Source organism: Streptomyces sp. NPDC034099 (assembly GCF_055575415.1).
In genome coordinates, this window is the sequence record NZ_JBVISR010000002.1 from 605,765 (window position 1) to 626,674 (window position 20,910).

Here is a 20,910-nt window from a genome sequence, read left to right on the forward strand (position 1 = left end):
GGGTGCCCGTCGTGCCGTCCGGGTCAGGTCCAGGGCACCTGCGGCGAGCGGTAGTAGTCGATCCCCATCGCCTCCCAGCGCGGTGCCTGCTCGGCGAGCCGCACCTTGTAGGTGTCCCAGTCGTGCGTCGACGCCGGGGACCAGCCCAGCTCGGCGACGCCCGGCAGCCTCGGGAAGGCCATGAAGTCCAGCTGGTCCGGGTCGGACAGGGTCTCCGTCCACAGCGGGGCCTCCACCCCGCGGACCGCCTCGGCCGGGGCGCCCGGCAGATAGGCGGCCGGTTCCCAGTCGTAGGACCGCTGCACCTCGACGTAACCCGCCCATGACAGGCCCAGCGGGGTGTCCTTGGTGTACTTCATGTCCAGGTACGTCCGGTCGGCCGGGGAGAGGATCAGCCCGGTGCCGTTCCTCGCGGCCTCGGCGACCTCGGCCTTCTCCGCGTCGCTGGTGCGGTCCAGGCCCCAGTACTGGACGAGCGCCCCCTCGACCGGTTCGGCGCCGGCCAGCTGGTGCCAGCCGACGACCGTCTTGCCGTACTTGGCGACGATCGGCTGCACCCGCTTCATGAACGTCACGAAGTCGGCGTGCGGCGTGGAGTGCGCCTCGTCACCGCCGATGTGGAGGTAGCGGCCGGGGGTGAGCGCGGCGAGTTCGCCGAGGACGTCGTCCACGAAGTCGTAGGTGACGTCCTTGCCCACGCACAGCGTGCTGAAGCCGACCTTGGTGCCGGTGTAGAGCGGGGGTGCCACGCCGTCGCAGTTCAGCTCGGCGTAGGAGGCGAGGGCGGCGTTGGTGTGGCCGGGCATGTCGATCTCGGGCACGACCTCCAGGTGGCGGGAGGCCGCGTAGCGGACGATCTCCTGGTAGTCCGCCTTGGTGTAGTAACCGCCGGGTCCGCCGCCGACCTCGGTGGAGCCGCCGTACGTCGCCAGGCGCGGCCAGGAGTCGACGGCGATGCGCCAGCCCTGGTCGTCGCTGAGGTGCAGATGGAGCTTGTTGTACTTGTAGAGGGCGACTCGGTCGATGTAGCGCTTGACCTCGTCCACGCTGAAGAAGTGCCGGGAGACGTCGAGCATGGCGCCGCGCCAGGCGTAGCGCGGGGCGTCCTCGATGGTGCCGCCCGCGACCAGCCAGGGGCCGGGCTGCGCGGTGTCCTTCTCGACGGCGGCGGGCAGCAGCTGACGCAGGGTCTGGACGCCGTGGAAGAGCCCGGCGGCCTCACGGGCGGTGATGGTGACGCCCGAGCGTCCGCTGTCGAGGCGGTAGCCCTCGTCGCCGTACGCGCCCTCGGCCAGGCGCAGCCGTATGCCGCCGTGGCCGTGGGAGGTGACGGGCAGTCGGTAACCGGTGGAGGGCCGCAGGAGGTCCGCGAGGTAGTCGCCGACGCGGCGGGCCTCGCGCGAGTCGTCGACGCGGATGTGGGTGCCGCGGGTGATGCGGTACGGGGCGCCGCCGGGATCGACCGAGGCGGGGGCCGGGATCACCCGGTCCAGCGGGGTCGGTTCCGCGGCCGTCTTCCGGTCCGGGGCGGCGCCGGTGGTCATGGCGCCGACCGCCGCCACCAGCAGCAGCGATCCCAGCAGCCGGGTGATGCGGGGAGTCGTTCTGTGGTGCCGTCGATGAGGTCTCACGTGCGCTCCCTTCGCGAGGCGTGCAATCAGGGGTCCGGGGACGGGGGTTGAGGACGGGTGCGGACCACTCTCCCGCACCATCACCGCCCGCGGGAGCGATGAAACAATCCCCGCATGGCGGAAATCATCCAGAAGGACGGAACGTGGGTCTTCGACGGCGATGCCCTGCGGCTGACACCCGGCCGGGACAAGAACGTCAGTCTGCTCCGCAGGGAACTGGGTGAACTGCTCGTGCCGCTGGCCGCGTTGGCGGGCATATCGTTCGAGCAGGGGAAGAGGTCGGGGCGGCTCAGGCTGCGGCTGCGGGACGGCGCCGACCCCCTGCTGCACGCGACGGGCGGCCGGCTGACCGAGCCGCACGACCCGTACCAGCTCCTGGTGGAGTCCGACCGGTACGGGGTGGCCGAGTACTTCGTGGACGAGGTGCGCAACGCGCTGCTCCTCGACCAGGTTCCGTCCGGCCCGGTGGACGCCTATCTGCTGCCGGGGCCCTCGGTGCCGCTGTCGGTGTCGGCCGGGGACGGGATCGCGAGCTTCGACGGGGAACGGGTGCGGCTGGAGTGGAAGTGGCAGGCGGAGGACGCCAAGTCCGCCGCCGGACCGCGCACCCTGCCCCTCGCCGACATCGCCGCGGTGGAGTGGCAGCCGACGGTCGGCCTGGAGAACGGCCACCTCCGCTTCACCGTGCGGGCGGCGCCGGGCAAGGTGCCGCCGAAGTACGACCCCAACGCCGTGGAGCTGTGGGGCTTCAAGAAGGACCCGCTGATGGCCCTGGTGGCCGCGGCCGTGCAGGCCCGCCTCCCGCACCCGGCCGCCCGCGCAGCCCTGGAGGAGGCCCGCCCGGCCGACGAGACCTCCGCGCCCGCCCCCGCACCGGCCGCCGAGGACGACCACGACGCCCTGCTGCGAAGGCTGCGGGAACTGGGCGAACTGCACCGCTCCGGGGTACTGACGGACGAGGAGTTCACCCTGGCGAAGCAGGCGGTACTGAAGCGCATGTAGTCACGGCTGAACGCAGCATTCCCCACGCCTGCCCGATATCGGGCAGGATTCTTGCACAAGCGTCTCTCTTACCCCAGGATCTACCGGGTGCACGACGAACTCGTTGATCATCTGACGCGGTCCACCCCCCTGAGCCGGGGCGAGGCGCTGCGTGTGGTCCAGGACGTGCTCGCCTACTTCGACGAGACGACCGAGGAATACGTCCGTCGCCGCCACCGCGAGCTCCAGGCCCAGGGCCTGGTGAACGCGACGATCTTCGAGCGGATCGAGGCGGAACTGAAATACCGGGCGGTCGCACCCCCGGAGCTGTCGCTCCGTCAGCTGCGCCGCATCGTCTACGGCTGAGAAGCCGGCTACGGCCGAGAGGCCGAAGAGAGACACGAGGTTTACCGATACATGTGCGGAATCGTCGGATACATCGGCAAGCGTGACGTCGCGCCCCTGCTCCTCGAAGGCCTCCAGCGCCTGGAGTACCGCGGGTACGACTCGGCGGGCATCGTCGTCACCTCCCCGAAGGCGGCCGGCCTGAGGATGGTCAAGGCCAAGGGCCGGGTGCGCGACCTGGAGGCCAAGGTCCCGGCGCGCTTCAAGGGCACCACCGGCATCGCCCACACCCGCTGGGCCACCCACGGCGCCCCTTCCGACGTGAACGCCCACCCGCACATGTCGGCCGACAACAAGGTCGCCGTCGTCCACAACGGCATCATCGACAACGCCGCCGACCTGCGCCGCAAGCTGGAGGCGGACGGCGTCGAGTTCCTCTCCGAGACCGACACCGAGGTCCTCGTCCACCTCATCGCCCGCTCCGAGGCCGAGAAGCTGGAGGACAAGGTCCGCGAGACCCTGCGGGTCATCGAGGGCACGTACGGCATCGCCGTGATGCACGCCGACTTCCCCGAGCGCATCGTCGTGGCCCGCAACGGCTCGCCGGTCGTCCTCGGCATCGGCGAGAAGGAGATGTTCGTCGCTTCCGACATCGCCGCGCTGGTCGCCCACACCCGGCAGATAGTCACCCTCGACGACGGCGAGATGGCCACCCTCAAGGCCGACGACTTCCGCACCTACACCACCGAGGGCACCCGCACCACGTCGGAGCCGACCACCGTCGAGTGGGAGGCCGCCTCCTACGACATGGGCGGCCACGACACCTACATGCACAAGGAGATCCACGAGCAGGCCGAGGCCGTGGACCGCGTGCTGCGCGGCCGGATCGACGACCGCTTCTCCACCGTGCACCTCGGCGGCCTGAACCTGGACGCCCGCGACGCGCGCGCCGTGCGCCGCGTGAAGATCCTCGGCTGCGGCACCTCGTACCACGCGGGCCAGATCGGCGCCCAGATGATCGAGGAACTGGCCCGCATCCCCGCGGACGCCGAGCCGGCCTCGGAGTTCCGCTACCGCAACGCGGTCGTCGACCCCGACACCCTGTACATCGCCGTCTCCCAGTCCGGTGAGACCTACGACGTGCTGGCCGCCGTGCAGGAGCTGAAGCGCAAGGGCGCCCGGGTCCTCGGCATCGTCAACGTCGTCGGTTCGGCGATCGCCCGCGAGGCCGACGGCGGCATGTACGTGCACGCGGGCCCCGAGGTCTGCGTCGTCTCCACCAAGTGCTTCACCAACACCTGCGTCGCCTTCGCGCTGCTCGCCCTGCACCTGGGCCGCACCCGCGACCTGTCCGTGCGCGACGGCAAGCGGATCATCGAGGGCCTGCGCAAGCTGCCCGCGCAGATCTCCGAGATGCTGGAGCAGGAGGAGGACATCAAGAAGCTGGCCGCGCAGTACGCCGACGCCCGCTCGATGCTCTTCATCGGCCGCGTGCGGGGCTACCCGGTGGCCCGCGAGGCCTCCCTGAAGCTCAAGGAGGTCTCCTACATCCACGCCGAGGCCTACCCGGCCTCCGAGCTGAAGCACGGCCCGCTCGCCCTGATCGAGCCGGCCCTGCCGACGGTCGCGATCGTGCCGGACGACGACCTGCTGGAGAAGAACCGCGCGGCGATGGAGGAGATCAAGGCCCGCAGCGGTCAGATCCTCGCCGTCGCCCACCAGGAGCAGGAGAAGGCCGACCACACCATCGTCGTCCCGAAGAACGAGGACGAGCTGGACCCGATCCTCATGGGCATCCCGCTCCAGCTCCTCGCGTACCACACGGCGCTGGCGCTCGGCCGGGACATCGACAAGCCCCGCAACCTCGCCAAGTCGGTGACGGTGGAGTAGCCCCCTGCGTGCCTCCGGGACGGCCCTCGCACGTGGTGACACGGGCGGGGGCCGTTCGTCGCGCCGGAAACGTCCGGTACGTCAGGGAATGACCACCACGGGCCGCTTCGCCCGCTTGGCGAGCCGGCCGGCGACGGAGCCGAAGATCCGGCCGACCAGGCCGTGACTGGAGCCGACGACGATGGCGTCCGCCTCGTACTCCCGCCCCACCTCTTCGAGTTCGTGGCAGATGTCGCCACCGCGCTCGACGAGGATCCAGGGCACTTCGGCGAGGTAGTCCGCGCACGCCAGCTCCAGACCGAGCACCTCGGTGCGGTGGTCGGGCACGTCGACGAAGACCGGGGGTTCGCAGCCGGCCCACACGGTGGTGGGCAGCCGGTTGGCGACATGCACGATGACCAGGCCGGAGCCCAGTCGGGAGGCCATGCCGATGGCGTAGGCGAGGGCACGCTCGCTGGAGGTGGAGCCGTCGAAGCCGACGACGACACCGTGCTTGAAGGCTGGGTCGCACGACTGGCGTGGCTCTTCCGCCGCCAGGGGCTCGGCCGCCGTAGGTTCGGCGACGGGCCGCTTGCGGTCCGCGGGTTCGAAGAATTCGTGACCGGCCATGGCTGTCTCGGCGTTTTTATCCTCTATGGGGGACGACAGTGTGCGGCGGAGCTGTGTCCGGGAATGGTCTTCCCAACCCCATACCCCCAAGGGTACGGCGGCACGCCTCCTTCGCCCAGATCTCGCAGGGGGTCCCCGCGGGATTCCCCGGAGCATGCCCGAGAGGGCGCCCGTAACGCAATGGTTGCTGCTCTGTACAGGCGGTTTGCGCAGGATTCAACTGTCCGTGGCCGGTCGTGACCGACGTCCCGCGCGGGCGTTGATCTCCATGCCGCCATCCCAGGGAGCACCCGTGTCAGGATCGCACCGTCCCGCCGACCCGACGTCCGGCCCACCCGGCCGGGACGGCGTCACCGATCTCGTCCGCTGGGCGGCGTTCAGTTGCTTTCTCGTCCCCGTCGCGCTCCTCTGGTACGGCACCTCGTTCGCGGGTGCCGCCGGCACGGCCTTCGGTCTGGCCGCCGTGACCGGCGTGTGCCGTCTGCTGCTGCGGCGTTCCGAACGTGTCGCGGCCCGGCCGCGGGTCCGCAGGGGCGGGCGGCACGCCGGGGAAAACACACCGGTCGACTGACCGGTTTCCGCGCACCGTTCCGCTTCTTTTCAGCCAACTTCCGCAGGTGGCGCATCCGCACCCCTCACCACCCCCAAACCCCCGTTCCACCTGCACGGAAAGGGTCTCGGCACCCCTCCGCACCCTACGTGGATTGGCCACTGACACAAGGCGCACTTCCCAGGGGCGCCCCGGAGTGCAACGCTTCGTGATCGACTGCTTCACGCCAAGTTGCCATGTCGACAATGTCCCAAGTGCCGAACCAGCCACCTCGGCGCGGCGGGACACAGTAGATTCGATCTTGACCGTCTACGGCGGGGGACTCGTGCAGGACCGAGGGGAAACGTGTTGGAGCGACAGACCCGAAGGGTGAAGGGCGCCGCGACCACCGAGGGGGGCTTAGCAGTATGAGCCACGACTCCGCTGCCGCGCCGGAAGCCGCGGCCCGGAAGCTTTCCGGGCGACGCCGCAAGGAGATCGTCGCGGTGCTGCTGTTCAGCGGCGGCCCCATCTTCGAGAGTTCCATACCGCTGTCGGTGTTCGGGATCGACCGCCAGGACGCCGGCGTGCCGCGCTACCGGTTGCTGGTGTGCGCCGGCGAGGAGGGCCCGCTGCGGACCACAGGGGGCCTGGAACTCACCGCGCCACAAGGGCTGGAGGCGATCTCGCGCGCGGGCACGGTCGTCGTACCGGCCTGGCGGTCGATCACCTCGCCGCCACCGGAGGAGGCGCTCGACGCACTGCGCCGGGCGCACGAGGAGGGGGCCCGCATAGTCGGACTGTGCACGGGTGCCTTCGTCCTCGCGGCGGCCGGCCTGCTGGACGGCCGCCCCGCCACCACGCACTGGATGTACGCACCGACGCTGGCCAAGCGCTATCCGTCGGTGCACGTCGATCCGCGCGAACTCTTCGTGGACGACGGCGACGTGCTGACGTCCGCCGGCACCGCGGCCGGGATCGACCTGTGCCTGCACATCGTGCGCACCGACCACGGCAACGAGGCGGCCGGCGCGCTGGCCCGCCGGCTGGTGGTCCCCCCGCGTCGCAGCGGCGGCCAGGAGCGCTACCTCGACAGGTCTTTACCGGAGGAGATCGGCGCCGACCCGCTCGCCGAGGTCGTCGCCTGGGCGCTGGAGCACCTCCACGAGCAGTTCGACGTGGAGACGCTGGCCGCGCGCGCCTACATGAGCCGCCGCACCTTCGACCGCCGGTTCCGCTCACTGACGGGCAGCGCCCCGCTCCAGTGGCTGATCACCCAGCGGGTCCTCCAGGCGCAGCGCCTCCTGGAGACGTCGGACTACTCGGTGGACGAGGTCGCGGGCCGCTGCGGCTTCCGCTCGCCGGTCGCCCTGCGCGGCCACTTCCGCCGCCAGCTGGGCTCGTCCCCGGCCGCCTACCGAGCGGCCTACCGGGCCCGCCGCCCCCAGGGCGACCGCCAGCCCGACCCGGACACCGCGGGCGCCTCCCGGCCCCTGCCCCCGTCCGACCCACCGGCCGCCCTCCCCCCGGAGAACGCGGTCCCGTTCCAGACCCGCCGCACGGCGACCCCCATGCCGGCGGGCGCGGCAAGCGTCCCGGGCCAGCGCAGCGCACCGTGAGGTCAGGAGCCGACCGCTCGCTCTGAACGCCGGACGGGCTGTTTCAGCCCGTCCGGCGTTTGAGGACGAGGCCCGTTCAGGGCCGAAGCGGGGACCTGGGGGCGGCAGCCCCCAGCAGGGCCGGCACGGACGCCGGGGACCAAGAGACAGGCGTCCCCCGTACAGTGGCCCGCATGAACGATCGCATGGTGTGGATCGACTGCGAGATGACCGGCCTCTCGCTGTCCGACGACGCGCTCATCGAGGTTGCCGCCCTCGTCACCGACTCCGAGCTGAACATCCTCGGCGAGGGCGTCGACATCGTCATCCGCCCGCCGGAGCAGGCCCTGGAGACGATGCCGGAGGTGGTGCGGGAGATGCACACCGCGTCCGGACTGCTCGCGGAGCTGGACGGCGGCACGACCCTGGCGGACGCCGAGGCCCAGGTCCTGGCGTATGTGCGGGAGCACGTGAAGGAGCCGGGCAAGGCCCCGCTGTGCGGCAACTCCGTCGGCACCGACCGCGGCTTCCTGCTGCGGGACATGGCGACGCTGGAGGGCTACCTCCACTACCGGATCGTCGACGTCTCCTCGATCAAGGAGCTGGCCCGCCGCTGGTACCCGCGGGCGTACTTCAACAGCCCCGAGAAGAACGGCAACCACCGGGCGCTCGCCGACATCCGCGAGTCCATCGCCGAACTGCGCTACTACCGGGAGGCGGTCTTCGTCCCGCAGCCCGGCCCCGACTCCGACACGGCCAGGGCGATCGCCGCGAAGCACGTCGTCTCCGCCGGTTAGGGGCGCGGGTCCGCCGGGCGGCGGCCTCCGGAAAGCCGGGCGCGAGCACCCCTTCGGACCCTGTACACTTTTTCTCAGCCGGTCGGGAAACCCCGCCACACGGGATTTCGAGCACCGGCCTTGGTGGGTGTAGCTCAGCTGGTAGAGCACCTGGTTGTGGTCCAGGATGCCGCGGGTTCAAGTCCCGTCACTCACCCTGAGTAATCAGCCGGTGGCTCTCGCGAGAGAGTCACCGGCTGATTGCGTGAGAGCACTCACTCCGCGCGCAGAGGGTGCCGACCGGGGCCGCACACCCTCGCGCGCGGCCCCGTGTACGGCCCTCAGGACGACCGGCGCTCCACCAGCTCCGTCGCCAGGACCACCTGATGGCGTTCCAGGCCCCGTGAAGCGGCCGGGCGGCGGTCGGCGATCTCGGCGAGCAGCAGGTCGATCATCGCGCGGCCCATCTCCTCGATGGGCTGGCGCACGCTGGTCAGCGGCGGCTCCATGTGGCGGGCGATGGCCGAGTCGTCGTAGCCGACCAGCGCCACGTCGTCCGGGATGCGCCGGCCCGCCTCGCGCAGGACCTGGCCCGCGCCCGCCGCGGTGACGTCCGAGGCGGCGAAGACCGCGTCCACGTCGGGGCGGCGGCGCAGCAGCTCCGCCATCGCGCGGCGCCCGCCCTCCTCGGTGAAGTCGCCCGGCTCGATCAGCCCCTCGTCCACCTCGTGGCCCGCCTCCCGCAAGGCGTCGCGGTAGCCGTCGACGCGTCGCTGGGCGCCGTAGACCGCGAGATGACCGGTGATGTGGGCGATGCGTCCGCGGCCCCGGGACAGCAGGTGCTCGACGGCCGAGCGGGCGCCGCCGTAGTTGTCCGAGTCCACCGAGGCCAGCGGTTCCGCGGCCGAGCGCGGGCCGCTGATCACCGCGGGGATCTCCAGCTGGGTCAGCAGGTCGGGCAGCGGGTCGTCGGCGTGCACCGAGACCAGCAGGACGCCGTCCACCCGGTGCGCCGCGAGGTACTGGGCGAGCCGCTCCCGCTCCCGGTCGCTGCCCGCGAATATCAGCAGCAGCTGCATCTCGGTCTCGGACAGCTCGGAGCCGACGCCCTTCAGCATGTCCGAGAAGTACGGCTCCGCGAAGAACCGGGTCTCCGGTTCCGGCACCACGAGGGCGATCGCGTCCGTGCGGTTGGCCGCCAGCGCGCGGGCGGCCGTGTTCGGGACGTAACCGAGCTCCGCGACCGCCGCCTCGACGGCCGCCCGGGTCGCGTCGCTGACCCGCGGCGAGCCGTTGATCACGCGGGAGACCGTGCCGCGGCCGACGCCCGCGCGTGCCGCCACCTCTTCGAGGGTGGGCCGGCCACCGCTCCGACCACGCACTCCGTGGCTTGCCATCGGCTCCGCCTCCCGTCGTCACCCCCGCACTCTGCGGCTGGCCTGGAATTTAACAGGCCGGTCGGGTGTAATGACCGACTCCGGTCCCTCCCCGGCGGTACGGGGGTGTCTCCGCGCCGTTCGCAACGTCCAGTTAACAGGCCGATAACTGAACGCAATTCGCCGCGTCCGCTCCCTTGACACCCCCGCCCGGACCGACGACTCTTCAACACATCACTTGTGGGAGCGCTCCCACACTACCTGGCACATACACATCCCGCACGTTCCCCGCCCGAGCCGCAGCGACGAACGAAACACATGAAGCAGCGGGTCCAACCATGTAGTTGGCCGGGGGGTCGGCACGTCAGGGCAACAGGAGGACGCAATGCGAGCAGCACGCAGAGGATCGGCCCGCAGGGTGGTGGTCATGGCGGCCATCGCGTCGCTGGGCGCCGGGCTGCTGGCCGGCTGTGCCGACGACGGGAACGACGAGGACAGCTCGTCGTCGGGCGACAGCAGCGGCAAGACCACGATCACCCTCGGTCTGTTCGGGACGATGGGCTTCAAGGAGGCCGGTCTCTACGACGAGTACGAGAAGCTCAACCCGGACATCAACATCGAGGAGAACGTCACCGAGCGGAACGAGAACTACTACCCCGCCCTGGTGAACCACCTCACCACCAACAGCGGCCTCCAGGACGTGCAGGCGATAGAGGTCGGCAACATCGCCGAGGTCGTCGCCACCCAGGCGGACAAGTTCGAGGACATGTCCAAGGCCGCGGGTGTCCAGAAGAGCAACTGGCTCGACTGGAAGTGGCAGCAGGCCACCACCAAGGCCGGCGCCACGATCGGCCTGGGCACCGACATCGGCCCGATGGCCATCTGCTACCGCAAGGACCTGTTCGAGAAGGCCGGCCTGCCGACCGACCGCGAAGAGGTCTCCAAGCTGTGGGCCGGGGACTGGAACAAGTTCATCGAGGCCGGCGAGAAGTACAAGAAGGGTGCCGGCAAGGACACCTACTTCATGGACTCCCCCGGCGGCCTGATCAACGCCGTCCTCAGCAGTGAGGACGAGAAGTTCTACGACTCCTCCGGCAAGGTCATCTACAAGACCAACCCGGCCGTCAAGGACGCCTTCGACCTGACCGCCGAGGCGGCCGAGAAGGGACTGGTCCAGTCGCAGACCCAGTTCCAGCCGGCCTGGGACCAGACCATTTCCAACAGCCTGTTCGCCACCGTCGCCTGCCCGCCGTGGATGCTCGGCACCATCAAGGCCAAGTCCCAGCCGGACTCCGCCGGCAAGTGGGACGTCGCCCAGGCCCCGAAGGCCGGCAACTGGGGCGGCACCTTCCTGGGCGTGCCCAAGGGCGGCAAGCACGTGAAGGAGGCGCAGAAGCTGGTGACCTGGCTGACCGCGCCCGAGCAGCAGGCCAAGCTCTTCTCCAAGATGGGCAGCTTCCCGAGCGCGCCCGCCGCGTACAAGCTTCCCCAGGTGACCGGCGGCAAGAACGACATGACCGGTGACGCGCCGATCGGCGAGCTGTTCGCCAAGGCCGCCGAGCAGATCCCGACCCAGGTGATCGGCCCGAAGGACCAGATCGTCCAGCAGGGTCTGACCGACAACGGCGTCATCCTCGTCACCCAGGGCAAGTCCGCGAAGGACGCCTGGGAGAACGCCGTGAAGACCATCGACAACAACCTGGAGAAGTGACCGGAATGACCACCCGGCACGACACCGCCGCGTCCCCCGTCAAGGGGGGCGCGGCCCCGGGCCGCCCGCCCGGCCCCGGGGCGTCCGCCGAGGCGGACCGCAAGAGGCGGGACAGACTCTCCCGCCGCTGGCAGCGGGACATGCGCTGGAGCCCGTACGCGTTCGTCTCGCCGTTCTTCCTGCTCTTCCTCGCCTTCGGCCTGTTCCCGCTGATCTACACCGGCTGGGCCTCGCTGCACACGGTGGAGCTGACCGCGCCCACCGACATGAAGTGGACCGGGCTGGACAACTACACCCGGATCTTCGACGACGAGTTCTTCTGGAACGCCGCGAAGAACACGCTGTGGATCGGCATCATCTCCACGGTGCCGCAGCTGCTGATGGCGATGGGCCTGGCGCACATCCTCAACTACAAGCTGCGTGCCTCGACCTTCTACCGGGTCGTCATGCTGGCCCCGTACGCCACCTCGATCGCCGCGGCCTCGCTGGTCTTCGTGCTGCTCTTCGGCCGCGACTACGGCATGATCAACTGGGTCCTCGACATGGTGGGCCTGGACAAGATCGACTGGCAGAACGGCTCGTGGGCGTCCAAGTTCGCCGTGTCCACCATCGTCATCTGGCGCTGGACCGGCTACAACGCGCTGATCTACCTGGCCGCGATGCAGGCGATCCCGCAGGACCTGTACGAGTCGGCGGCGCTGGACGGCGCCAGCCGCTGGCGGCAGTTCATCCACGTCACGCTGCCCTCGCTGCGCCCGACGATCCTGTTCACGGTCGTCGTGTCGACCATCGGCGCCTCGCAGGTCTTCGGCGAGCCGCTGCTGTTCGACGCGAACAAGGGTGCCTCGGGCGGCTCCCAGCACCAGTTCCAGACGCTCGGCCTGTACCTGTACGAGCAGGGCTGGGTCAACCAGCACCTGGGCCGCGCCTCCGCGATCGCCTGGGCGATGTTCCTGATCCTCATCGTGATCGGGATCCTCAACGCCGTCATCTCGCGCCGGCTGCGCGCCAGTAGTTAAGGAGAACCGGCCGTGACGACGACCATGACGAAACCCCCGGCCGACGCGGCACCCGAGCCGTCCCGGCGGGGCCGACGACGTCCCAAGGCGGCACGGGCGGGCGGCACACTGCACGCCGGGCCGATCGCCTACATCATCCTCGCCCTGTTCACCATCGGCTCGCTCTTCCCCCTGGTGTGGACGGCGATCGCCGCCTCGCGCGACAACCAGCGGCTCGCCCAGACGCCGCCGCCGCTCTGGTTCGGCGGCAACCTGTTCGACAAGCTCGAGATCGCCTGGACCGACGCCAACCTCGGCGAGGCGTTCCTCAACACCACGATCGTGGCCGGGATCTCGGCGTTCACCATCGTCTTCCTGTCGACGATCGCCGGGTTCGCCTTCGCCAAGCTGCGCTTCCGCGGCCGCAACGCGCTGATGCTGATCGTCATCGGCACGATGATGGTGCCGCCGCAGCTGAGCATCATCCCGCTGTACATGATGGTCGCGCAGCTGGACTGGTCCGACCAGCTCCAGGCGGTGATCCTGCCGTCCCTGGTGAACGCGTTCGGCGTGTTCTTCATGCGGCAGTACCTGCTCCAGGCGCTGCCCGACGAGATCATCGAGGCCGCGCGCGTGGACGGCGCCAGCAGTTGGCGCGTGATCTGGCACGTGGTGTTCCCGGCGGCGCGGCCCGCGATGGCCGTCCTCGGCATGCTGATGTTCGTGCAGTCCTGGAACGACTTCCTGTGGCCGTTCCTGGTGCTGACGCAGAACGGCAGTCCGACCGTGCAGGTCGCCCTCGCCGGACTGGGCCGCGGCTACACCCCGGACCAGTCCCTGATCATGGCCGGCGCGCTGCTCGGCACGCTGCCGCTGCTCCTGGTGTTCGCGATCTTCGGCAAGCAGATCGTGGGCGGCATCATGCAGGGCGCCGTCAAGGGATGACACCCGTCCCGGGGGCCGGGCCAGCACCGTCCCGGCCCCGCCTTCCCCCCTCGTACTTCCACGCGTCGGTCTTCCACGACCCGACCCGCCATGACCCGCAATGGGAGCGCTTCCATGCCTGAGTCCGCAACGCCGGTGACCCCGGTGACCTTCCCCCCGGCCTTCCTCTGGGGCGCCGCCACCTCGGCGTACCAGATCGAGGGCGCGGTGCGGGAGGACGGCCGTACGCCCTCGATCTGGGACACCTTCAGCCACACGCCCGGGAAGACGGCCGGCGGGGACACCGGGGACGTCGCTGTCGACCACTACCACCGCTATCGCGACGACGTGGCGCTGATGAAGGACCTGGGCCTCGGCGCCTACCGCTTCTCGGTCTCCTGGACCCGGGTGCAGCCCACCGGCCGCGGCCCCGCCGTCCAGCGCGGCCTGGACTTCTACCGCCGCCTGGTGGACGAGCTGCTGGCCGCCGGGATCAAGCCGGCCGTCACCCTCTACCACTGGGACCTGCCGCAGGAGCTGGAGGACGCGGGCGGCTGGCCCGAGCGGGACACGGCCCACCGGTTCGCCGAGTACGCGCAGATCGTCGGCGAGGCGCTCGGCGACCGGGTGGAGCAGTGGATCACGCTGAACGAGCCGTGGTGTGCCGCCTTCCTGGGCTACGCCTCCGGTGTGCACGCCCCCGGCCGCACCGACCCGGCGGCCGCGCTGCGCGCCGCGCACCACCTGAACCTGGCGCACGGCCTGGGCACGGTCGCGCTGCGTTCGGTGATGCCGGCCCGCAACTCGGTGGCGATCAGCCTCAACACGTCCGTGGTGCGGCCGCTGTCGCAGACCCCGGCGGACCTGGCGGCGGCCCGGAAGATCGACGACCTGTCCGGCGGGATCTTCCACGGTCCGATCCTGCACGGCGCCTACCCGCAGACGCTCCTGGAGGCCACCGCGCCGGTGACGGACTGGTCGTTCGTCCAGGACGGCGACCTGGGCCGGATCCGCCAGCCGATCGACGCGATCTGCCTCAACTACTACACGCCCACGGTGGTGTCGGCGGCCGACGCCGACTCGCGTGCGCCGCGCGCCGACGGCCACGGCGCGAGCGACCACTCGCCGTGGCCCGCCGCGGAGGACGTGGCGTTCCACCAGCCGCCGGGCGAGCGCACCGAGATGGGCTGGAGCGTCGACCCGACCGGCCTGCACGAGCTGATCATGCGGTACAACCGGGAGGCCCCGGGCATGCCGCTGTACATCAGCGAGAACGGCGCGGCCTACGACGACAAGCCCGGCGCGGACGGCTCGGTGCACGACCCCGACCGGGTCGCCTACCTGAACGGTCACCTCACCGCGGTCCGGCAGGCCATCGCCGATGGCGCCGACGTCCGCGGCTACTACCTGTGGTCCCTGCTGGACAACTTCGAGTGGGCCTACGGCTACGAGAAGCGCTTCGGCGCGGTGTACGTCGACTACGCCTCCCAGCAGCGCACCCCGAAGTCGAGTGCCCTGTGGTACGGCCGGGCGGCCCGCACCGGGACGCTGCCGCCGCTGGACGCCGTGGGGCAGTAGTCCCTCCGGCGGGGCGGCTCACGGACTGAGCGGGGCGCGGTATCCGACGGGGGGATGCCGCGCCCCGCTCGTGGGGCCGGTGTGGGGCCCGGCCCCGCGCGGGGAGGAGCCCGGCCTACTTGTAGGCGGCGAAGGCCTTGGCGAAGGCGTTCGGCTCCTGGTCCACGGAGCTGCAGGTGGCGTCGGCCGAGGGCTTCGGGCCGCCGGGGCAGGCCTTGTCGCGGGTCGCGGACCACATGGACAGTGCGCCCAGGCCCCTGGCCTTGGCGAACTCCACCAGCTGGGCGGCGTCGTCGACCTTGAAGACCTCACTGGCGACGTCGTTGACGCCGATCATCGGGGTGACGGCGACCGTCTTCCAGGCGTCCGCGTCGGAGAGGCCGAGGACGCCCTTGACCTGGGCCTGGGTGGCGGTGGCGGCCTGCTCGGCGTAGGTGCCCATGTCGTCGCTGTACGCGGGGCCGTAGTCCATCGCCATGATGTTGACCGCGTCGATGTCCACGCCGTTCTTCTTCGCGTCGGCGAGGAGGTCGACGCCCGCCTGGGTGAGGCCCTCGGGCATCACCGGGAGGGTGAAGGAGACGTCCAGGCCGGGGTGCTCCTTCTGGAGCGCGGCGATCGCCTGGGCGCGACGGGTGTTGGCGGCGGTGTCGGGCAGCGCGCCGCCCTCGACGTCGAAGTCGACCTTGGTGAGCCGGTAGGCGTCGACGACCTTGCCGTACGCCGCCGCCAGGGCGTCGGCCGACGTGCAGGTCGTGCCCAGTTCGGAGCCGGAGGCGCCGCCGAAGGACACCCGGACGTCGCCGCCCTTGGCGCGCAGGGCGCCTATCTGGTTCGCGACCGCGTCGCTGCCGAGGTCGGTGACGCCGCCCCACTTCGGGGTGCAGCCGCCGCCGTCGGTGACGAAGGCGAGGTTGTACTCCTTCACGCCGGTCGCCTCGGCGTGCGCGAGCAGGTCGAAGGCCGGGTAGAGCGAGGTGTCGACGTACGGCGCGAAGCCGGCGCCCGCCGCGGTGCCGTCGCCGGGGGTGCCGGTGGGCGCCGGGGTGGTGGGAGTGTCGGTCGGGGTCGGCTCGGCGGTGTCGGACGCCGTGGGGGTGGGGGCCGGGGGCTCGGTGGGGCGGCCGCCGGGCTCGGGGGTGGCGCCGTCGTCGGTCGAGCACGCGGCGTCGTCGACCAGGCAACCGGTGGGGTCGGCGGTGCCGTTGACGACGAAGCCGACCGTGACGGACTCGCCGGCCTTCAGCCCGTCCGTGTCCCACTTGGGCGGGGTCACGGTGACGTGCTGCCCGTCGGCCTTCGACTCGGCGTTCCACAGCGAGCCGAGCCTCGCGCCCGCGGGCAGGTCGAACTCCAGGGTCCAGTCCGCCTTGGCCTGGCCGGTGTTGTTGGTGACGACGTACTGGGCGGTGTAGCCCGTCGACCACTCGCTGGTCTTCGTGTACGCGGCGCCGACCGAGGCCGCCTGGGCGGTGCTGGTGAACAGCAGCGCCCCGCCACCGGCCACGGCCGCCGCGACGAGGGCGCCGATCGCCTTGTTCCTGCCACTGACCTTGCGTCGGTGCGTGCGCATCACGTGCCTGCCTTCGCTGTTCACGGTGCCCCCGGCGGAGGTCCGACGGGGGGGGTGGGGGTGCGGCAGCACGCTAGCGACCCGGAAACGGTCAAAGGGCCTGATCCGGACGGGGGTTGGCGATCTTAGGGTGGGCTTAAGGAAGGGATCGGGGCCGATTAATGGTGGGTCTGCGCCTGCGCACGGCCCTGGCGGCGTCGGCGTACCGCCCCGCGGTGCCCGCGCCGCACCGGTGCCGTACGCCCGTCGAGCTGGATCCAGATCCGCACCTCGGTGCCGCCCAGCACGGAGGAGCCGATGCGTACGTCGCCGCCGGTCGACTCCGCCATCCGGCGCACGATGTCCAGGCCGAGCCCGGTCGAGCCGTCGGTGCCGGAGCCCCGGCCGCGGGCCATCGCCGCCTCGGGGTCGGCTATGCCGGTGCCCGCGTCGGAGACCAGCACGATCACCGCGTCCTCGCCGTTGTGCAGGTCGACCGCGAAGGCGGTGCCCTCGGCGGTGTGCCGGAAGACGTTGCCGAGCAGCGCGTCGAGGGAGGCGGCCAGGTCGGCGCGGGCCACGGGTATGCGCACCGGCCGGTCGGCGCCGGCCACCCGCCACTTGCGGCCCTCGTCCTCGGCGAGCGCCGACCAGAACCCCATCCGCTCCCGGACCACCTCGGCCGCGTCGCACCCGGCGCCGGGACCGGCGGCCGCCGTCTGCGGCTTGGCGTCCCGTGCCGTGCGGATGATGGTGTCGACCTCGCGCTCCAGCTGCTCGACGGCGGCCCGGGTCTGCTCGGCGGCCGGACCGTCGCCGAGCGAGGCGGCGTTGAGGCGCAGCACGGTCAGCGGGGTGCGCAGCCGGTGGGACAGGTCGGCGGCCAGCTCCCGTTCGTTGGCGAGGAGCTGGACGACCTGGTCGGCCATGGAGTTGAACGCGACCGCCGCGCGCCGCAGTTCGTCCGGCCCCTCCACCGGCACCCGCGCGCCCAGCTTGCCCTCCCCCAGTTCGTGCGCCCCGTCGACCAGGCGCCGCGCGGGCTGCACCATCCGTACGCCCAGCCGGTCGGCGACCGCGACCGAGCCGACGATCAGGGCGGCGCCGACCGCGGCCAGCACCGCCCAGGCCGTACCGACGCCGTTGGTCACCTCGGACTCGGGGACGTACACCTCGACGACGGCGATCTCCCCGGAGCTGAGCGCGACCGGCTGGAGCAGGGTGGACCCGCCGCCCACCTCGGTGGTGGAGGCCCGCCCCATCTCCCGTACGGCGGCGATGTCCTCGTCCGTGGCGCGCTGCCGGCCGAGGTCGGTGGCGCCGCCGGTCCCCGCCTCCCCGGACCCGGCGCCGGGGGCCGGTATGTGCACGGCCATCCCGGCGTCCGAACCGGCGGAGGCGACGACGCGTTCCAGCTGCTCGCGGTCGGTGGTGATGGACAGGGCGGGGGCGACGGCGGCGGCCTCCCGCTCGGCGTTGGAGAAGGCGCGGTCGCGGGCCATCTCCCGGATGACGAGGCCGAGCGGCACGGCGAAGGCGACCACGACCATCGCGGTGACCGCCAGCGAGACCTTGACCAGGGCCCATCTCATCGCGGGGGCTCCCGTCGTGGTGGCTCCAGCTTCACGCCGACGCCGCGCAGGGTGTGCAGATAGCGCGGCCGGGCCGCGGTCTCGCCGAGCTTGCGCCGCAGCCAGGACAGGTGGACGTCGATGGTCTGGTCGTCGCCGTAGGACTGCTGCCAGACCTCGGCGAGCAGTTCCTTGCGGGGGACGACGACCCCGGGGCGGCCGGCCAGGAAGGCGAGCAGGTCGAACTCGCGGCGGGTCAGGTCGAGGACCGCGCCGTCCAGTTCGGCCTGGCGGCGCAGCGGGTCGACGGTGAGGCCGCCGACCCGCAGGACCGTGGGCGCCGCCGCCTCCGCGGGGCCGCCGCGGGCGCGGCGCAGGACGGCCGCCATCCGGGCCGACAGGTGCTCCACGGAGAACGGCTTGGTGAGGTAGTCGTCCGCGCCCGCGTTCAACAGCCGTACGATCTCCGCCTCGTCGTCCCGGGCGGTGGCGACGATCACCGGTACGTCGGTGATGCCGCGCAGCATCTTCAGCGCCTCGGAGCCGTCCAGGTCGGGCAGTCCGAGGTCCAGGATCACCACGTCGAACCGGAAATGGGCGACCTCGCGCAGCGCCTCCAGTGCCGTGCCCACGCTGCGCACGGTGTGCGAGGCGTCGGTCAGCTGCCGGATGAGCGCCGAGCGTACGAACTGGTCGTCCTCGACCACGAGCACACTTGCCATGGGCGGCACCGTACGCCATGCGGACCGGCCCGGCCCGGGCCTGTGGACAACTCCGCCCGGACCCGCGTCACACCGCTTTCGGGCGACACGCGTGGGACGGGTGAGGCAGTATGGCCGCGATGCGCAGAGGACTCGTCCACGTGATCGCCTGGCTGCTCGCCACCGGCGCGGCGGTCACGCTGTCGTGGTGGGGCGTGCACACGGTGATGGCCGGCACGGCCTACGACGCCCCCCGGGCGCTGCCGATCACGGCGGCCGACGCGAGCGTGCGGGACGGGGAGGGCGACGACGGGGAGTCCCTGGCGTCGTCCACCAGCCGGCCCTCGCCGTCGTCGTCGCCGTCGTCGTCGGGCAGCCCTTCGCCGACGCCGAGCGGGACGTCGCGCGAGCCCGCCCCCGCTCCGTCGCGCACCGCACCGTCCACCACGCCGCCCGAGGGCCCGGCGAGCCCCGCACCCGACACGTCCGGCGAGGTCAGGAGTTACGACACCGACGGGGGCCGCGCGGTCTTCGACCTCGGTACGTCGTCCGCGTCCCTGGTGTCGGCGACGCCGGGCACGGGCTGGTCGATGCAGGTGTGGAAGACGGAGTCGTGGATCCGGGTGGAGTTCACCTCGGGCGCGGACCGGGTGTCGGTGTTCTGCACCTGGCACGACGGGCCGCCGCGGGTGGAGATCGGCAGCTACTGAACCCACGCGGTCGGCAGCCGGGAGAGGCTCACTTGAAGACGGACTCCGGCGGCGCGGGCGAGTCCACCGCCGCCGCGTCCGTCACGGGCTGGGCGCCGCCGGTGAAGTCGGTGAGCGCGCGGCCGTGTTCCACGCGCGCGGGGTGCGGGTCGGAGGCGGCCCTGCGGGTGAGTTCGGCGACCGGCAGCGGGTGGTCGGCGGCGACCAGGATCGCGTTGCCGAAGCGTTTGCCTCGCAGGACGGCCGGGTCGGCGACGAGGGCGAGTTCGGCGAACCGGGCGGCGGCGGTGGCGATCTGGCCGCGCAGGTGGGCGAGCGGCGGGCCGTCGGCGAGGTTGGCGGCGTAGACCCCGCCGGGCACGAGCGCGCGCCGCACCTCGTCGAGGAACTCGGTGGAGGTCAGGTGGGCCGGCGTGCGGGCCCCGCCGAAGACGTCCGCGACGACCAGGTCCGCCCAGCCGTCGGGCACCTTGGCCAGCCCGGCGCGGGCGTCGGCGGAACGCACCCGTATCCGCGCGCCGGGGTCGAGGGGCAGCTCCCGGCGGACCAGGTGGACGAGGGCGGCGTCGCGCTCGACGACCTGCTGGGTGGAGCGGGGGCGGGTGGCGGCGACGTAGCGGGCGAGGGTCAGGGCGCCGCCGCCGAGGTGCACGGCCCGGACCGGTCTGCCCGGCGGGGCGGCGAGGTCGATGACGTGGCCGATGCGGCGCTGGTACTCGAAGGACAGGTACGCCGGGTCGTCGAGGTCGACGTGCGACTGCGGGGCGCCGTCGATCAGCAGCGTCCAGGCCCGGGGCCGGTCCCGGTCGGGCACCAGCTCGGCACGCCCCCCGTCCACGTCCTCGACGACGGCGTCGACGGCTGCGCGCCCGCGGCGGGCGTTCCTGGACTTTCCCATCGGCCCATTATCGGTCGGTGGCGGGACCGCGCCCGGCGGCCTGCCCGGCGGTGCTCAGCGGCAGCTGTCCGCGGCCCTGATCAGCCGGGCCGCTTCGCCCAGCGCGGCCCGCAGGACGGCGGGGTCGGTCGCCAGGTCCGCCTCGCCGGGCGGCAGCAGCCAGTCGGAGCCCTCCACGGGCGGCTCGGGCGCCGGGACGATGCTCAGTCCGCGGCCGTCCGTCTCCGTGCAGGTGCTGCCCGGCACGTCCCAGGCGGCGGCGGTGCCCGGCGGCACCAGGAACCCCAGGGTGTCGCAGCCGTCGTCGTGGATCACCGAGCCCACTCCCTCACCGGCTCCCCGCCTGAGGATGTCGACCGCCTCCAGACCCTGACGGGTCGGCACGGTGACGACGTCACAGGCGTCGCAGAGCGGATCGCTGATGCTGGTGTCCATCCCGGCCTCCACCACGGAACTCCTCCTCGGACGAGCTGCTCGGGAGTCGGGGGCCTCCCGGTCCACCCCGTTCAACGCGGCGGACCGTCAACGGCTA

19 protein-coding genes and 1 tRNA gene are annotated in these 20,910 nt (G+C 71.8%); 12 read left to right on the top strand and 8 right to left on the bottom strand.

The features are described 5' to 3' along the window. Positions 1-23: 23 nt before the first annotated feature. The gene (locus ACZ56V_RS07705) at positions 24-1,631 is read right to left on the bottom strand and encodes a beta-N-acetylhexosaminidase (RefSeq protein WP_468940126.1); all 1,608 of its coding nucleotides are present in this window, start codon (positions 1,629-1,631) and stop codon (positions 24-26) included. 114 nt (positions 1,632-1,745) lie between these two features. Between ACZ56V_RS07705 and ACZ56V_RS07710 the strand changes: the two genes are divergently transcribed. The 3 genes from ACZ56V_RS07710 to glmS all read left to right on the top strand — a co-directional run bounded on the left by ACZ56V_RS07710 (position 1,746) and on the right by glmS (position 4,847). After that, positions 1,746-2,633, top strand: a complete 888-nt coding sequence (locus tag ACZ56V_RS07710) for a DUF4429 domain-containing protein (protein ID WP_468940129.1) — start codon at positions 1,746-1,748, stop codon at positions 2,631-2,633. Between the two features lie 87 nt (positions 2,634-2,720). After that, a complete protein-coding gene (locus ACZ56V_RS07715; RefSeq protein WP_003976012.1) occupies positions 2,721-2,978 on the top strand; it encodes a hypothetical protein in 258 nt (85 codons plus the stop codon). 51 nt (positions 2,979-3,029) lie between these two features. Further along, positions 3,030-4,847, top strand: a complete 1,818-nt coding sequence (glmS, locus tag ACZ56V_RS07720) for a glutamine--fructose-6-phosphate transaminase (isomerizing) (RefSeq protein WP_104632154.1) — start codon at positions 3,030-3,032, stop codon at positions 4,845-4,847. Between the two features lie 81 nt (positions 4,848-4,928). On the opposite strand, the gene ACZ56V_RS07725 is transcribed toward glmS, so the two are convergent. Further along, positions 4,929-5,456: a universal stress protein gene (locus ACZ56V_RS07725; RefSeq protein ID WP_104632155.1), complete on the bottom strand. Its 528-nt coding sequence runs from the start codon at positions 5,454-5,456 to the stop codon at positions 4,929-4,931. 292 nt (positions 5,457-5,748) lie between these two features. Here ACZ56V_RS07725 and ACZ56V_RS07730 point away from each other — a divergent pair, with 292 nt between their 5' ends. The 4 genes from ACZ56V_RS07730 to ACZ56V_RS07745 all read left to right on the top strand — a co-directional run bounded on the left by ACZ56V_RS07730 (position 5,749) and on the right by ACZ56V_RS07745 (position 8,576). Further along, positions 5,749-6,027 (top strand): hypothetical protein, encoded by a 279-nt coding sequence (locus ACZ56V_RS07730; protein ID WP_356371143.1) that lies wholly within the window; start codon positions 5,749-5,751, stop codon positions 6,025-6,027. A 386-nt stretch (positions 6,028-6,413) separates the two neighbouring features. Further along, positions 6,414-7,604 carry a helix-turn-helix domain-containing protein gene (locus ACZ56V_RS07735; protein ID WP_104632157.1) on the top strand — a complete coding sequence of 397 codons (1,191 nt, stop codon included), beginning with the start codon at positions 6,414-6,416 and terminating at the stop codon, positions 7,602-7,604. A 173-nt stretch (positions 7,605-7,777) separates the two neighbouring features. After that, positions 7,778-8,380 (top strand): oligoribonuclease, encoded by a 603-nt coding sequence (orn, locus tag ACZ56V_RS07740; RefSeq protein WP_467378252.1) that lies wholly within the window; start codon positions 7,778-7,780, stop codon positions 8,378-8,380. Between the two features lie 123 nt (positions 8,381-8,503). Beyond that, positions 8,504-8,576 (top strand) — tRNA-His (locus ACZ56V_RS07745). 124 nt (positions 8,577-8,700) lie between these two features. On the opposite strand, the gene ACZ56V_RS07750 is transcribed toward ACZ56V_RS07745, so the two are convergent. Next, on the bottom strand, positions 8,701-9,756 hold the full coding sequence (locus ACZ56V_RS07750; protein ID WP_398910674.1) for a LacI family DNA-binding transcriptional regulator: 1,056 nt from the start codon (positions 9,754-9,756) through the stop codon (positions 8,701-8,703). Between the two features lie 364 nt (positions 9,757-10,120). Here ACZ56V_RS07750 and ACZ56V_RS07755 point away from each other — a divergent pair, with 364 nt between their 5' ends. From ACZ56V_RS07755 to ACZ56V_RS07770, 4 genes are all read left to right on the top strand, one after another. Further along, entirely contained in the window at positions 10,121-11,446 is a 1,326-nt protein-coding gene (locus ACZ56V_RS07755; protein ID WP_356371136.1) for an ABC transporter substrate-binding protein, read from the top strand. Between the two features lie 5 nt (positions 11,447-11,451). Then, positions 11,452-12,465: a carbohydrate ABC transporter permease gene (locus tag ACZ56V_RS07760; RefSeq protein ID WP_467378490.1), complete on the top strand. Its 1,014-nt coding sequence runs from the start codon at positions 11,452-11,454 to the stop codon at positions 12,463-12,465. A gap of 12 nt (positions 12,466-12,477) precedes the next feature. After that, complete coding sequence (locus ACZ56V_RS07765; protein ID WP_356371134.1) at positions 12,478-13,389, top strand: carbohydrate ABC transporter permease; 912 nt, start codon at positions 12,478-12,480, stop codon at positions 13,387-13,389. Positions 13,390-13,503: 114 nt separating this feature from the next. Continuing rightward, positions 13,504-14,946, top strand: a complete 1,443-nt coding sequence (locus ACZ56V_RS07770; RefSeq protein ID WP_468940138.1) for a GH1 family beta-glucosidase — start codon at positions 13,504-13,506, stop codon at positions 14,944-14,946. Positions 14,947-15,061: 115 nt separating this feature from the next. Here the strand turns inward: ACZ56V_RS07770 and ACZ56V_RS07775 are convergent, their stop codons facing one another. The 3 genes from ACZ56V_RS07775 to ACZ56V_RS07785 form a co-directional block, all read right to left on the bottom strand. After that, entirely contained in the window at positions 15,062-16,519 is a 1,458-nt protein-coding gene (locus ACZ56V_RS07775) for a glycoside hydrolase family 18 protein (RefSeq protein ID WP_468940141.1), read from the bottom strand. 158 nt (positions 16,520-16,677) lie between these two features. Further along, the gene (locus tag ACZ56V_RS07780; RefSeq protein WP_468940144.1) at positions 16,678-18,090 is read right to left on the bottom strand and encodes a sensor histidine kinase; all 1,413 of its coding nucleotides are present in this window, start codon (positions 18,088-18,090) and stop codon (positions 16,678-16,680) included. Next, entirely contained in the window at positions 18,087-18,791 is a 705-nt protein-coding gene (locus ACZ56V_RS07785; protein WP_467378260.1) for a response regulator transcription factor, read from the bottom strand. The genes ACZ56V_RS07780 and ACZ56V_RS07785 overlap by 4 nt, the downstream gene beginning before the upstream one ends. A gap of 119 nt (positions 18,792-18,910) precedes the next feature. Here ACZ56V_RS07785 and ACZ56V_RS07790 point away from each other — a divergent pair, with 119 nt between their 5' ends. Then, positions 18,911-19,480: a hypothetical protein gene (locus tag ACZ56V_RS07790; RefSeq protein ID WP_468940148.1), complete on the top strand. Its 570-nt coding sequence runs from the start codon at positions 18,911-18,913 to the stop codon at positions 19,478-19,480. A gap of 28 nt (positions 19,481-19,508) precedes the next feature. Here the strand turns inward: ACZ56V_RS07790 and ACZ56V_RS07795 are convergent, their stop codons facing one another. Next, positions 19,509-20,378: a spermidine synthase gene (locus ACZ56V_RS07795; RefSeq protein WP_467378263.1), complete on the bottom strand. Its 870-nt coding sequence runs from the start codon at positions 20,376-20,378 to the stop codon at positions 19,509-19,511. Between the two features lie 54 nt (positions 20,379-20,432). Next, positions 20,433-20,813 (bottom strand): hypothetical protein, encoded by a 381-nt coding sequence (locus ACZ56V_RS07800; RefSeq protein ID WP_398910662.1) that lies wholly within the window; start codon positions 20,811-20,813, stop codon positions 20,433-20,435. Positions 20,814-20,910: the final 97 nt, after the last annotated feature.